The sequence below is a fragment of the Halomonas sp. M4R1S46 genome (assembly GCF_025725685.1).
GTDB lineage: Bacteria > Pseudomonadota > Gammaproteobacteria > Pseudomonadales > Halomonadaceae > Halomonas.
Window position 1 is genome coordinate 3804887 of sequence record NZ_CP107008.1, and the last position, 13682, is coordinate 3818568.

14 protein-coding genes are annotated in these 13682 nt (G+C 68.8%); 6 read left to right on the forward strand and 8 right to left on the reverse strand.

Annotation, left to right across the window (positions count from 1 at the left end; all coding sequences use genetic code 11):
- The first annotated feature begins 154 nt into the window (after positions 1 to 154).
- A complete protein-coding gene (locus tag OCT48_RS17605) occupies positions 155 to 934 on the forward strand; it encodes an IclR family transcriptional regulator C-terminal domain-containing protein (protein ID WP_263590433.1) in 780 nt (259 codons plus the stop codon).
- Here the strand turns inward: OCT48_RS17605 and aroQ are convergent.
- The 6 genes from aroQ to OCT48_RS17635 all read right to left on the reverse strand — a co-directional run bounded on the left by aroQ (position 931) and on the right by OCT48_RS17635 (position 7210).
- A complete protein-coding gene (aroQ, locus tag OCT48_RS17610) occupies positions 931 to 1365 on the reverse strand; it encodes a type II 3-dehydroquinate dehydratase (RefSeq protein WP_263590434.1) in 435 nt (144 codons plus the stop codon). The two genes, OCT48_RS17605 and aroQ, sit on opposite strands and share 4 nt — an antisense overlap.
- Positions 1362 to 4364 (reverse strand): bifunctional [glutamate--ammonia ligase]-adenylyl-L-tyrosine phosphorylase/[glutamate--ammonia-ligase] adenylyltransferase, encoded by a 3003-nt coding sequence (glnE, locus tag OCT48_RS17615; RefSeq protein WP_263590435.1) that lies wholly within the window; start codon positions 4362 to 4364, stop codon positions 1362 to 1364. Before glnE ends, aroQ begins: the two co-directional genes overlap by 4 nt.
- A 72-nt stretch (positions 4365 to 4436) precedes the next feature.
- A complete protein-coding gene (locus tag OCT48_RS17620) occupies positions 4437 to 4808 on the reverse strand; it encodes a diacylglycerol kinase (RefSeq protein WP_263590436.1) in 372 nt (123 codons plus the stop codon).
- A gap of 109 nt (positions 4809 to 4917) precedes the next feature.
- Complete coding sequence (dacB, locus tag OCT48_RS17625) at positions 4918 to 6366, reverse strand: D-alanyl-D-alanine carboxypeptidase/D-alanyl-D-alanine-endopeptidase (RefSeq protein ID WP_263590437.1); 1449 nt, start codon at positions 6364 to 6366, stop codon at positions 4918 to 4920.
- A gap of 98 nt (positions 6367 to 6464) precedes the next feature.
- Positions 6465 to 6797, reverse strand: a complete 333-nt coding sequence (locus tag OCT48_RS17630; protein WP_412031052.1) for a DMT family transporter — start codon at positions 6795 to 6797, stop codon at positions 6465 to 6467.
- Positions 6794 to 7210 (reverse strand): PACE efflux transporter, encoded by a 417-nt coding sequence (locus tag OCT48_RS17635; RefSeq protein WP_263590439.1) that lies wholly within the window; start codon positions 7208 to 7210, stop codon positions 6794 to 6796. Before OCT48_RS17635 ends, OCT48_RS17630 begins: the two co-directional genes overlap by 4 nt.
- A 120-nt stretch (positions 7211 to 7330) precedes the next feature.
- On the opposite strand from OCT48_RS17635, the gene OCT48_RS17640 reads away from it, so the two are divergent.
- On the forward strand, positions 7331 to 8224 hold the full coding sequence (locus OCT48_RS17640; protein ID WP_263590440.1) for a LysR family transcriptional regulator: 894 nt from the start codon (positions 7331 to 7333) through the stop codon (positions 8222 to 8224).
- Positions 8225 to 8230: 6 nt separating this feature from the next.
- On the opposite strand, the gene trmB is transcribed toward OCT48_RS17640, so the two are convergent.
- Positions 8231 to 8920 carry a tRNA (guanine(46)-N(7))-methyltransferase TrmB gene (trmB, locus tag OCT48_RS17645; protein ID WP_263590441.1) on the reverse strand — a complete coding sequence of 230 codons (690 nt, stop codon included), beginning with the start codon at positions 8918 to 8920 and terminating at the stop codon, positions 8231 to 8233.
- A 381-nt stretch (positions 8921 to 9301) separates the two neighbouring features.
- On the opposite strand from trmB, the gene OCT48_RS17650 reads away from it, so the two are divergent.
- The 4 genes from OCT48_RS17650 to OCT48_RS17665 all read left to right on the forward strand — a co-directional run bounded on the left by OCT48_RS17650 (position 9302) and on the right by OCT48_RS17665 (position 13011).
- The gene (locus OCT48_RS17650; protein ID WP_263592642.1) at positions 9302 to 11194 is read left to right on the forward strand and encodes a beta-ketoacyl synthase; all 1893 of its coding nucleotides are present in this window, start codon (positions 9302 to 9304) and stop codon (positions 11192 to 11194) included.
- Positions 11191 to 11670, forward strand: coding sequence for a pantetheine-phosphate adenylyltransferase (gene coaD, locus OCT48_RS17655; protein WP_263590442.1), 480 nt, complete (start codon positions 11191 to 11193; stop codon positions 11668 to 11670). The genes OCT48_RS17650 and coaD overlap by 4 nt, the downstream gene beginning before the upstream one ends.
- Positions 11671 to 11758: 88 nt before the next feature.
- A complete protein-coding gene (locus tag OCT48_RS17660) occupies positions 11759 to 12007 on the forward strand; it encodes a YfhL family 4Fe-4S dicluster ferredoxin (RefSeq protein WP_263590443.1) in 249 nt (82 codons plus the stop codon).
- Between the two features lie 380 nt (positions 12008 to 12387).
- Positions 12388 to 13011, forward strand: coding sequence for an outer membrane beta-barrel protein (locus OCT48_RS17665; protein WP_263590444.1), 624 nt, complete (start codon positions 12388 to 12390; stop codon positions 13009 to 13011).
- 111 nt (positions 13012 to 13122) lie between these two features.
- On the opposite strand, the gene OCT48_RS17670 is transcribed toward OCT48_RS17665, so the two are convergent.
- Positions 13123 to 13452, reverse strand: coding sequence for a hypothetical protein (locus OCT48_RS17670; RefSeq protein WP_263590445.1), 330 nt, complete (start codon positions 13450 to 13452; stop codon positions 13123 to 13125).
- Positions 13453 to 13682: the final 230 nt, after the last annotated feature.

Genomic DNA, 13682 nt, shown 5'->3' on the forward strand with positions numbered 1-13682 from the left:
GCATCGAACTGCGACCAAGGTCTTATAGGCTGCCGATATCCCACCTTCAGGAAAGGTGACGATCACCATGTTCGCCTACCGAACATGTGTGCTAGATTGGGCCACAATAGGCGACACCCGCCGCCATCATCGGGCTGAGGGGGAGACAGACAGGATGCAGGAAGAGGTATTGAGCCCGGATGACCGGGACTTCGTCACGGCCCTGGCCAGCGGGCTGGAGGTGATCCTGGCCTTCGACGAGGACCACCCGAGAATGACGCTAAGTGAAGTGGCGACGCGCACCGGCATGAACCGGGCCCGGGCCCGGCGCTTCCTGCTGACGCTGCATTCGCTGGGGTATGTGCGCAAGACGCAGCGCCATTTCGAGCTGGCGCCCAAGGTCCTGCAGCTCGGCTATGCCTTCCTGTCGGCCAACGGCTATCAGAGCGTCATCCAGCAGGTGCTCGAGGACATCACCGCCGAGTGTGGGGAATCCTCATCGCTGGGGGTGCTGGACGGCGACGAGGTGACCTATGTGGCGCGCTCGGCGGCCAAGCACCGGCTGATGGCCATCAGCCTCTCGGTAGGGACCCGGCTGCCTGCCGCCCACACCTCCATGGGCCGGGTCCTGCTCGCCCAGCTGCCCGACGACGAGCTGGCGGCCTACCTGGAACGGGTGACCCTCGAGCGCCACACGGAGCAGACTGTTACCGACAAGGCGGTGCTGCGCGAGCGCATCCGGGAGGTGCGCCGCCAGGGCTACGCCATCGCCGACCAGGAGCTGGACTCCGGCCTGCGCTCCCTGGCGGTGCCGGCCTTCGATGCCACCGGACGGCTGATCGGTGCCATCAACATCAGCACCAACGCCGCCCGGGTTGATCTCGACACCCTGCTCGGCGACTACCTGCCGCTGCTGCAGCGCAAGGCCGCACAGATCCGCGAGCAGGTGCGTTAGGAGCCGACCATCACCGCCTCCAGGGCGGCGCGATAGCCCTGGCTGCCGAGGCCGGCGATCACGCCGTCGGCGCGCAACGAGACATAGGAGTGGTGACGGAAGGCCTCGCGCTTGTGGACGTTGGAGAGGTGGACCTCGATGACCCGGCCGTCGAAGGCGTTGAGGGCGTCGAGGATCGCCACCGAGGTGTGGGTATAGGCGGCGGGATTGATGATGATCGCCACGGTGCCGTCGAGCCGGGCGGCATGGATGGCGTCGATCAGCTCGCCCTCGTGATTGCTCTGTCGGCAGTCGATCTCCCAGCCCGCCCCCAGGGCCTGCTCGCGCAGGGCGTCGTCGATGTCCTCCAGGGTCTCGCGACCGTAGATCTCCGGCTGGCGGGTGCCCAGCAGGTTGAGATTGGGGCCGTGCAGGACCAGAACCTTGTTCATGGTGTCGTGTTTCCTTGATCGTTGCGGGGCTCGAGCAGGCGCTGCCAGACGGCGATCACCGCCTGGCGGTGGGCCTCGAAGTCGTCGCGGTGGCCGCGTGCGGGATCCCGGGTCAGGGCCGAGCGGTGGGCCGCGGTGCGACAGGCCAGGTAGGCCTCGCGCAGCCGTTGGCAGTCGTCGGCCGGCAGGCGCCCGCTGGCCTCCAGGGTCTCGAGGATGCGCATGTTGTCGCTGTAGGTCAGCAGCTCGGGGGTCTCGTGCCCCATGGAGAGCACCGCGAACTGGCACAGGAACTCGATGTCGACCATGCCCCCGGGATCGTGCTTGAGGTCGAAGTCGTCGCCCTCGCCGTTGCCGGCCAGGTGGTCACGCATCTTGTGGCGCATCGCCACCACCTCCTCGCGCAGCGCCTCGAGGTCGCGCTGTCGGCCCAGGGTCTCGCGGCGCACGGCGTCGAAGCGCTCCGCCAGTGCCTCGTGACCGGCTACCACCCGGGCCCGAACCAGCGCCTGGTGCTCCCAGGTCCAGGCCTCGCGACGCTGGTAGTCGGCGAAGGCCTCCAGGCTCGAGACCAGCAGGCCGGCGTTGCCCGAGGGCCGCAGGCGCATGTCGACCTCGTAGAGGCTGCCCGCGGGCGTCACGGCGGTGAGCAGGTGGATGATGCGCTGGCCGAGTCGGGTGAAGAAGACCGCGTTGTCGATGGGCCGCTCGCCGTCGGTGCTGCCCTGGGTGGCACCGTCGTGCAAGAACACCAGGTCCAGGTCGGAGCCGTAGCCCAGCTCGATGCCGCCGAGCTTGCCATAGCCGACGATCAGAAACTCCGGCGCCTGGCCGCACCGCTCGCCGTCGCGCCGCTCGGGGGCGCCATGCTTGCGAGTGAGGTGCTTCCAGGCCATGGCCAGCACCGTCTGGAGGATCACCTCGGCGATATGGGTCAGGTAGTCGCTGACCTTCATCAGGTGGCGGGTGCCGGCGATGTCGGAGGCGGCCACGTGCAGCACCTGGGCGTGCTTGAAGACTCGCAGCGCCTCGAGCTGGGCCTCCTCGTCGTCCTCGGGGATGCGCCCCAGCGCCTGGCGCAGCTCGTCGGCGAGCCGTGCCTTGTCCGCCGGGGTATAGAGGGTGTCCGGCGTCAGCAGCTCGTCGAGCAGAATGGGGTGGCGGGCCAGTTGCTCGGCGATCCAGGGGCTGGCGCTGCACAGCCGCATCAGGTGCTCCAGCGCATCGGGATTCTCGCGCAACAGGGCCAGGTAGGCGGTCCGCCGCAGCACGGCCTCGACCAGCGGCAGGACCCGCTCCAGGGCGGTGTCCGGCGCCTCGCTGGCGGCCACGGCATCGAGCAGCAACGGCATCAGCGCATCGAGTCGCTCGAAGCCGATGCGCTGCATGGCCTGCACTTGCCGGGAGTGGCGCAGCGCCCGTAGCCGGCGTTGGCCGGCCGCGGCGTCGCCGAAACCGGCCTCCTCCAGCCGGGACTCGGCCTCCTGCTCGGGGAGCTCGTCGCGCCACAGGGCCCGCCACTCGTCCAGTTCGACCTCCCCTGCACCGGTGGACGCGGCCGCCTCCTCGGCCTCCTCCTCGGGCTCGGCGATCACCGCGTCGAAGTGGCGCCGCACGCGGGCGCGGACCTCGTCGAGCCGGGCCATGACCGCGGGCCAGTCCTCCATGTCCAGGGCCAGGGCGACCCGCTCGCGATCCACCTCCTCGACCGGCAGGCTCTGGGTCTGGCGGTCCTCCAGGGCCTGGAGGATATGCTCGATGTCACGCAGGAAGACGTAGTCGGGGATCAGCTCGTCGACCACCTCCTCGGGCAGCAGCCCCAGCGCCGGCAGGCGCTCCAGGGCGGTCTTCAGGGAGGCGACCTGCAGTTCGGTATCGCGCCCGCCGCGGATCAGCTGGAAGGCCTGGACCACGAACTCCACCTCGCGGATGCCGCCGGGACCGAGCTTGATGTTGCCCTGCATGCCGCGGCGGCGTACCTCGCGGTTGATCATCGCCTTGAGCTCGCGCAGCGACTCGATGGCGCCGAAGTCGAGGTACTTGCGGTAGACGAAGGGGCGGATGCTGGCCAGCAGCTCGGCGCCGGCGCCCAGGTCGCCGGCCACCGGCCGCGCCTTGAGCATCGCGTAGCGCTCCCACTCGCGGCCCTGGTCCTGGTAGTAGCCGGCCAGCGAGGCGAAGCTGCCGACCAGCGGCCCGCCGTCGCCCAGCGGACGCAGGCGCATGTCGACGCGGAAGGCGAAGCCATCGGCGGTCACGGCGTCCAGGGCGGTGATCAGCTTCTGGCCGAGCTTGGTGAAGTACTCCTGGTGCTCGAGGGCCTTGCGCCCGCCCTCGGTCTCGCCCTTCTCGGGGAAGGCGAAGATCAGGTCGATGTCGGAGGACAGGTTGAGCTCGCCGGCCCCGAGCTTGCCCATGCCGAGCACCACCAGGCGCTGCTCGCTGCCGTCGGCCCGGGTCGCGGGGCGCCCCCAGCGGGGTGCGAAATGGGTCTCCAGCCAGTCCAGGGCCAGTTCCAGGCAGGCCTCCGCCAGCTGGGTGACGGCCGTCGCCGTGGCCCACATGTCGATGCCCGGCGGGCGCGTCAGGTCCCGCCAGACGATGCCCAGCATGCGCGCCCGGCGAAAGCGGCGGATAGCGGCGTGCAGGGCCGCCTCGTCGTCGGCGGCCTCCAGGCGCTCGGCGAGGGTCTCGCGCAGGGCCTCGGGGGCCGGCGCGGCCTCCAGCTCGCCGGCGGCGTCCAGGTGGACCAGCCAGTCGGGATGGCGGATCAGCGTCTCGCCGGCGAAGTCGGAGACGGCGAGCACCCGCGCCAGCTGCGCGCGACGGGTCGCCGAGAGCGCCGACCAGGTCTCGCCGGGGCCGTCCTGGTCCTGCATCGAGGCCAGGTTGTCGGCCTGCTCGAGGGACGCCCCGAGGCGCTCCCAGGCATGTCGCAACGGCGCCACCAGCGGCTCGGGAATGGCATCCAGCGGCAGGAAGTCGTCGGGCAGGGCCATGGGCGTCTCGCATCCGGTTGATGAATACCCTCAGCATACCCAAGCCGGGGCGCCCGGCGATAGCGACCGGGCTCAGACCAGGAAGCGCTGCCAGGCCAGCAAGCCCCAGGTGAGCCCGGCGATGACCAGCGACAACATCACCGCCGCCGAGCCGATGTCCTTGGCCCGGCCGGAGAGCTCGTGGCGGTCGGGGCCGATGCGATCCACCACGCTCTCGATGGCGCTGTTGAGCAGCTCGACGATCAGCACCAGCAGGCAGCTGCCGACCAGCAGGATCCACTCCACCGGTTCCCGCCCGATCCAGGCGGCCAGCGGCAGCAGGACCACGCAGATGCCCAGTTCCTGGCGGAAGGCCGCCTCGTGGAGAAAGGCGGCCTTGAGGCCCTTGAGGGAGTAGCGGGTGGAATGCACCAGGTGGCGCCAGCCGGTGTGTCCGGGTTTCATCTGCGAGCGTCCATCGATCAGTCGTCGGCGTAAGCGGCGATGGTAGCAGAGCCGGCCGCCCGGCGCGCCGTCGACGCCTGGGCCCCGGCGACCGGGTCAGGAGGGCGACTCAATGGGCCTGGATCATCGCGTCCAGGTCCCGCGACAGGCGATCCAGCACCGTCGTCCAGCTCAGGTAGGGCGTCGCGCCGGTGCCGTTGATCAGCACCGTGAACACCCCCCAACGACCCGACAGGGTGCGGAAGTAGCCGGTCACCGCGCGCACCGTCACCGGCTGGTTGAGGGTGCCGGTCTTGAGCATGACGTGGTGTTGGAAGGTCGCCGAGCCCCGCCGGATGAAGCGCATCACGCCATTGCCGGGCGACTGCAGGGCCGCCACGAAGCTCGGGAACAGCGACGGGCGGCGAAACATGTGCTCCAGCAGGGCGTTCACGCCGGCCGCGGTGGTCCGGTTCTCCGGGGTCAGGCCGCTGCCGCTCTCCAGGGTGGCGGGGCCGTGCCCCGGAATGGCGCCGGCGAAGGCCTCGAGGGCATCGCCGGCCTGGGACAGTGACGGCCGGGGGACCTCGGCCAGGTCGAGGGCCAGGGTGTCGGCCATGAAGTTGTTGGAGTAGTTCAGGGTGCGCAACAGCAGTTCCTGCAGCGGCTCGCTGTCCACCGCGGCGAGCCGCCGCGCCGAGGCCGGCGGCTGGGCGGTGCTGGTGGCATGGCCGCCCTGCACCGGGATGCCGGCCTGGCCGAGCATGGCCATCAGGATGTCCGCGGCCTGCGCGGCGGGATCGGCGCTGGTGCGGTAGACCTCACGAGGATGGGCATTGGTGGAGATCTGGCCACCGACCCGCATGAGGTCGCCGTCGCCGTCGGTCAGACGCTCCGCCGTGAGCTCGGTGCCGCTGTCGTCCGGCCGGGTCGCCACGCGGTTGTCGATGCGTGGCAGGCGGGACTGGCTGTCGCAGCTGGTGACCTCCGCCGGGTCGCCGGGGATACGCGCCGGCGCGACGGTCACGCACCAGTTGCCGTAGTTGACCGCGGCCGACGACAGCAGGGCGCTGTAGGCGTTGTCCACCCGCCGCTCGCCCTCGCAGCGGTCGGTGGTGATGCAGGTCACCGGGCCGAAGCGCCACTGGCTGACCACCAGGCTTCCGGTTACCTCGCGCACCCCCGCCTGGTGCAGGCGCTGCACCAGGCGCCACAGGTCCTCGGTGGTCAGCGCCGGATCGCCGCCGCCCTCGAGCACCAGGTCGCCATGCAGCACGCCCTGGTCATCCGGCTCGGCGGTGCTGACCAGGCGGGTGGTGAAGCGGTGCTGGGGACCGAAACGATCGAGGGCCGCCGCGGCCAGGTAGACCTTGGTCACCGAGGCCGGCGACAGCAGCCGCTGCGGGGCGAGGCTGCCCAGGGTCTCCCCTGGCTCGCCGTTGCCCAGCAGGCGAGCCTCGGCGCCGATCACGAAGCCGTCATCGGCGAGACTCGAGAGGCGCGTAAAGCCGTGCCCGAGGGCGGTCAGCGGCAGGAGCAGGAGCAGGAGCAGGCAGAGCGAGAGCGGGCGGTACAGCATGAGCGACTTCCAGGCGGCGTGAGTCGACGGCGCCCGGGCCGGGGCGCCACCCGGCCGCAGTCTACCCGCCCACCGGCCGGGATTCGACCGGTCCCGTTTCAGTGGGGCGTCACCGAGGAGAACGCCTGGATGACGACCACGCCTCCAACGATCATCGCCAGGCCCAGCACGGCGGGCAGATCCGGGCGTTCACCGTAGACCAGAAAGCCGATCAGGGTCACCAGCACGATGCCGAGGCCCGCCCAGAACGCATAGGCGATGCCCACTGGCAGGGTCCGCAGCGCCAGGGTGAGCGTGTAGAAGGCCAGGCCGTAGCCGACCACCACCACCACGCTCGGCCAGAAGCGAGTGAACTCCTGGGACGCCTTGAGGGAACTGGTGGCCACCACTTCGGCGATGATCGCCAGGGCCAGGTACACATAGGACATCAGCACCCCCTCTGCGCCAGCCGACGGCGCATCACGTGATCGAACAGCGTATTGAACACCAGCGCATAGGCCAGGAAGAACAGCATGAAACCGAGGTCGAGCCAGAAGGCCTCGACCAGGCCGATGGCCAGCCACCAGGCTACCACCGGCAGGGTCATCACCAGCAGCCCCAGCTCGAAGCCGAGCGCCTGGGCGAGGCGCTGGACCAGGCTGCGCCGCCGGGTCGGCACCCAGCCATCGAAGAGCCGGTTCCATACCAGGTTCCACAGCATGGCGGTGGTCGCGAGCCCCAGGGCCAGGACGCCGATCTCGCCGGGCCCATGGCCGCTGACCCAGCTCGCCAGCGGCGTCACCATGACCAGGCCACCCGCCTCGAAGAGCAGGGTATGGGTCAGCCGTTCCTTCCAGGAGCGCATGGTGATCTCCCCTCCGAGCACTCGCCGAGGCCGGGATGGCCTCGACATGGTTTCCCATTCTCGCCACGATGACGATGGATACGAGTTGGACTCCATCAGGAAAACAGATAGGTCAAGACCATGCGCTGGAGCCTCGACCAGTTGGAAGTGCTTGTCGCCTGTGCCGAACGGGGCTCTTTCTCCTCGGCCGCCCGCCACCTGGGCCGCGCCCAGTCCGCCGTCAGTACCGCCATCGCCCACCTGGAGGCCGACCTCGGCTGCCAGCTGTTCGACCGCACCGGCCGGCTGCCCCGGCTGACCGAGGCGGGCAAGGCCCTGCTCCACGAGGCTCGGGCGGTGATCCGCCAGTGCCAGCGGCTGGAGTCCCGCGCCCGGGCCATCGCCCAGGGCGAGGAGGCCCAGCTGGTGCTGGCCATCGATGAGGCCCTGGTGGAGATGCCGCCGGTGGACGAGACCCTGGAGGCCCTGGCCCGGCATTACCCGGCCCTGCAGCTCACCCTGCTCTACGGGGCCCAGGGTGACATCGCCGGCTGGGTGGAAGACCGCACCGCCGACCTGGGCATCCTGCTGCGCCAGCAGAGCCAGGGCCCGGTGCTGGAAGGCATCCGGATCGCCCACCTGCAGCAGGTCCTGGTGGTGGGGCGCGACCATCCCCTGGCCGGGCTCCCCGCCCTCACCGCCGGCGACCTGGCCGACCACCGCCAGCTGCTGATCGCCTCGCGCTCCGAGGGCGACGCCGGGGCGACGCTCAGCGCCCAGTTCTGGCGCCTCAACAGCTTCTACTCGATGGGCGAGCTGGCCACCCGGGGGCTGGGCTGGGCCCTGGTGCCGCAGCATATCGCCCAGTACCCGCCCTTCCGGGAGGACCTCGTCGAGCTGTCCGGCGAGGCGTTGGGCCGACCGCCAGTCATCGAGGTGGAGACGGTCTCGCGGCGCGACGCCGCCCAGGGACCGATCGCCCGCTGGCTGCGCCAGACCCTGGGGGAACGCTTCCGCGATCGCCGCCGTCGCTGAGCTCGCTCAGGCGACGGGCACCAGCTCGGGGCGATGCGGCAGGTCGACCACCAGGCGCCACAGCGGCTGGCCGCTGTGGTGGTACTTGCGCTCGAAGGGCGTGAGGCAGTCGCCGCCGGGGTCGAAGCCCTCCACCGCCGCCTGGCGGCCGGTCGCCTGCTCGACCGCTAGGGCGAATTCCTCGACATAGAGGCGCCAGTTGGAGCGCAGCTCCAGGCAACCGCCCAGCGCCAGGATGGCGGGAAACACCGGATGGCCCTGCCAGCGCATCTTGAGGTGCGCGGCCTTGGGGTAGGGGTTGGGGTAGAGCAGGTAGTGACGCAGCGGACGCCAGTCGCCGGCCAGCGCCAGCCGCCAGAAATCCACCAGGTCCGCTCGCACCAACCGGGCGTTGTCGGGCAGCGGACCGTGGTCCCGGGACAGCCGATCCGCGCTGCGGTCGATGCCGATCACCGCGCACTCGGGGTGCCACTCGGCCAGCTGGCGCGTCGACAGGCCGACGCCACAGCCGGCATCCAGGATCAACGGCGCCCCGGCGCGTTCGGCCCGCCAGGCGTCGGTCGCGGCAAAGGCCTCGCGGGTGTGCGCGGCCAGCGGCTTGCGCAGCGGATGGGTCAGGGCCCGGGCGACGCGGCGCGACAGGTCCTGGTGGGGGCCGGACTGGCTGGAGGTGACGATGCGCGAGCGCTCTGGCATGACGGGAACCGCTGGGCGACGACGAAGTCTGCCATTCTAGCAGCCGGTACCCGGCCCGCGCAGGCCGAGAGGCGCCATGCAGGGTTATCGCAGATAGCGGTATCGCTCGGGGCTGGTCCGCTGGCCGGACCGGGTGGGCCATCCCTGGCCAACCCGTTCGGCGGAGTCCGCCTCCCCCCTGGCGAAGGCCCCCTTCTTTTTTCGACCTGCCCCCGGCGCCCCTCGCCGTGTCCCGCTGCGATTGCCTTGAGCCGCCATGCCCCGGCATGACGCCGTGGCGGGCCGGGTGCTATGATCCTTGCCCAAATAGCGGCAATGAAGCCCAGACATCAACCGCACAACGAGGAACCCGGCTTGTCACATTTACCGGTGATCGTGGGCATGGGCGGCGTGAATCCCGCCGGCCGAACCTCGGGCCATCAGGCGTTTCGCCGCACCGTGCTCGACGCCCTGCCCGCTGACGACCAGGCCCGGACCCTGCTCGGCCTGGCGGCGATGATGCGCCTGGCCCATGCCCAGGCGGACGACACCTGGCACGACGCCGATGGCCAGACCCTCGACGCCGCCGCCATTGTGGAGCAGACCCGCCAGCGGGTGCTGGACCACACCCTGATCCGGCGCATCGAGGATCCCCGCTTCAATGCCGAGGGTCTGCCCGCCAATCGTCGTGCGAGCCTGTCCCTCGAGGCACCGATGACCTTCCGCGTGCGGCGCCGCCAACTGCCCGAGAGCCTGCCGCCCACCTGGCAGGTCCGCGAGCTCGACCGCCGCACCCTGGAGGTGACGGTGCCGGCCGGCGAGATGAACGTGATGCTGCCCGAGACCCGCCCCGCCCAGGTGCGCGCCGCCGGCCAGCTGCCCTCGGGCTTCGAGCCCAGCCGCCTGTACCGCAGCGTCCACCACCCCCGGGGCCTGTCCATGGCGATCTTCGCCGCGAGCGACTGCCTGGGCGACAGCGGCCTGGACTGGGACGACCTGCGCGACCGCCTCGATCCCGACCAGATCGCGGTCTACGCCGGCAACTCCATCGGCCAGCTCGACGACGAGGGCTGGGGAGGGTTGCTCAAGAGCTTCGTCTCCGGCAAGCGGGCCACCTCCAAGCAGATGCCGCTCGGCTATGGCCAGATGCCTGCCGACTTCCTCAACGCCTACGTGCTAGGCAGCGTGGGTGGCACCGGGGCGATGCTCGGTGCCTGTGCCAGCTTCCTCTACAACCTGCGCCTGGGCGTGGACGACATCCGCGCCGGACGACGTCGCGTGGTGATGGTCGGCACCGCCGACGCCCCCATCACCCCGGAGATCGTCGAGGGCTTCCGCGCCATGGGCGCCCTGGCCGACGACGACAGCCTGAAGGCCCTGGACGCCCTGGAGCTGCTCACCGATGCCGACTACCAGCGCGCCTGCCGCCCCTTCGCCCGCAATTGCGGCTTCACCATGGGCGAGTCCAGCCAGTTCCTGATGCTGATGGATGATGCGCTGGCCCTAGAGGTCGGCGCCGAGGTGCTCGGCAGCGTGCCCGAGGTCTTCGTCAATGCCGATGGCTGGAAGCGCTCGATCTCGGCCCCGGGCATCGGCAACTACATCACCCTGGGCAAGGCGGCCTCACTGGTACGCGACATGCTCGGCGACAAGGCCCTGCGCGAACGCACCATCGTGCACGCCCATGGCACCAGCACCCCCAAGAACCGCGTCACCGAGTCCCATGTCCTCGACCTGGTCGCCCAGGCCCACGGCATCCAGGCCTGGCCGGTGGTGGCGGTGAAGGCCTTCGTCGGCCACTCCCAGGGCAGCGCCGCCGGCGACCAACTGGCCAGCGCCCTGGGCAGCTTCGCCCATGGGCTGCTGCCGGGCATCCCGACCCTGGAGGCCGTGGCCGATGACGTCCACGCCGAGCGGCTGCGCCTCTTCCGCGACCCGCAGCGCTTCCAGGCCGACGCGGCCTTCATCAACGCCAAGGGCTTCGGCGGCAACAACGCCACCGGCGTGGTGCTCTCGCCCGCGGTGACCGAGCGCCTGCTGGTGGCCCGCCACGGCGAGGCCGCGGTGGCGGCCTGGCAGGCGCGCCGCGAGGCGACCCGAGAGGCCGCCGCCGGCTACTGCCGAAACGCCGACTTCGGCCGCTTCCATCCCCGGTACCGCTTCGGCGAGGGGGTGCTGGAGGGGCCCGAGCTCGAGGTCAGCGACGCGGCCATCCGCATCCCCGGCTATGCACGGCCGGTCTCGCTGGTCGCCGACAATCCCTTCGGGCGCCTCGACGACGGGGAGGACTCATGAACATCGCCGTCTATCCCGGCACCTTCGACCCCATCACCAACGGCCACTATGACCTGATCGAGCGCGCCGCGCGGCTCTTCGACAAGGTGGTGGTGGCCATCGCCACGAGCCCCGGCAAGGGGCCGGTGCTCGACCTCGACACCCGGATTTCCCTGGCCCGAGAGGTGGTGGCCGGCCTGGACAACGTCGAGGTGGTCGGCTTCTCGGGACTGATGACCGAGTTCATGAAGCAGCAGCATGCCCGCGTGCTGCTGCGCGGACTGCGGGCGGTGTCGGACTTCGAGTACGAGCTACAGCTGGCCAACATGAACCGCGCCCAGATGCCGGAGTTGGAGACGGTGTTCCTGACGCCGGAGGTGGAGAACTCCTATATCTCCTCCACCCTGGTCCGCGAGATCGCCCGGCTCGGCGGCGACGTGTCGCAGCACGTGCATCCCGAGGTCGCCGCGGCGCTGAAGAGCCATTACAATACCTGACCATGGCACTCGGGCATCTCGCGCCCGAGATCGACTGCTCCAAGGGCAAGGGCCGGCGTGACCGGCCGCGACTTCCGTGAGGTACCCCATGGCCCTGATGATCACCGACGAATGCATCAACTGCGACGTCTGCGAACCCGAATGCCCCAACGGCGCCATCTCGCCGGGGGAGGAGATCTACGTCATCGACCCCAACCTGTGCACCGAGTGTGTCGGCCACTACGACGAGCCCCAGTGCCAGCAGGTCTGTCCGGTGGACTGCATCCCGCTGGACCCGGAGCGCCCGGAGAGCCGTGATGAGCTGATGGAGAAGTACCGGACCATCACCGCCGCCTGACTCGGCGCTATTGGTGCCCCATGAAAGCGCCCCGCTCATCGAGCGGGGCGCTTTCGTTGGCTTGAGGCTAATGCTTTCAAGCCCTGTCGACGCTATCCAGTGCAGAGTTGCCGCCCCGCCCCTCCCCAGCCAGTCGCAGCCCCAAAGTACCATTTATCTAGTCATTAAGGACTAGATATAGACGCCATCATCTCATCAAAGCGACTACTTTCTTCGTCCGATTAGTGCCAATAAAACCATCTGGAAGAAGTACAGCCATTCCTCCTAGGCTAGAAATGTAACACTTTGTTACTAACACTAACCGCGCAGATACACAGGATCTTCCCTCGCGGTTTTCCCACTTCAGAAAAATGCCATATGAAAATCGGCAGGGAGGAATCATGAAAGGCGTCATCCCCTTGAGCACCCTGGTATTACTGTCATGCAATCTCGCGATGGCCCAGGATTATTCCTCTCGCCATACGGGAATCTATTTCGGCGCCAGCGCCGGGAGTGCCGAACTAAACAACAATACCTTCGAACGACTCAGCAACCATGGCTTCAGTAACGATGAAACCACCAGCGGCTATCAAATACATATCGGCTATAACTTCACCCCCAATGTCGGGCTCGAGCTGAGCTATACCGACTTTGGCGACTACACCTCCGAGATTTCCCTGCCGGTGCAGGGCAGTACTCTGCAAGAAGACATAGAAACCGGCATCGAAGGGACTGGATTGGCACTGGTCGGGAAGATGCCGGTGACACGCGGCTTTAGCTTTTACACCAAGGCCGGGATCATTTCCTGGGAGAGCACAACGCTCGATGTCGCCAGCATGGATGACGAAACGTTCATGGAACTCGAATTCCAGGCCGAAGGGACAGATCCGTTCTTCGGGCTAGGTGCCGAATACAACCTTGGCCGTTCGGCCATTCGCAGTGAATACACCCGCTACTCACTCGCCGATGGCGATGAGAGTTTCCAGATCGACATGTTTTCCTTGAGCTTGAGTTACCTGTTTTGACTCATGAACGACTCGGTTACTTGCTCGCCACGAGCCGCGCTCAATCTTTCGCGAGCTGGGCGCGGCCTCTCCTCATCAACCAACAGCTGTCGATCATCCGGGACCCTACGACTAATGGCGATCGTCGGCACGACGGCTTACCTCGCAACCCAGGCAGCGACGGAAGGTCGCCTCCGCGGGCGTCTTGATCAGGGTCTCGGCGGCGGCGTCGACGTTCCCCCCCAGGGCACTGAACGGCAGCGACACCAGAAAGACCGCCGCGCCCCCGACCGTGGCCACGGCCAGCAGGGGCCGGGCCAGCAGCGCGTCCGCCACCATCGCCCCGCCACTCGGCCGTTCGGTGTCATGACCGTAGTCGTCCTGGGCCATGGCCGACTGACTCCCCACCACCATGACCATGGCCAGCATGGCACCCATCGCGTACTTGCCCAATGCCTTCATCGTCCCCGCTCCCCTGGTTGCCGGCCAGCATGTGGCCGGATCGTCTACCTGAGCCGGATCATGGCATTCCGACAGACCAGCCCCTGGAACCACCCGACGGATACACGCATTCACAGAACCTTACATTAGGGTAGTCGGCTTTCCCGGGTTCCCCAACCCTCGGAAATCTCCCCTCCCCAATGGCAGATAGCGCATGATGACGCCACCGACCGGGCTACTCACGACGATGC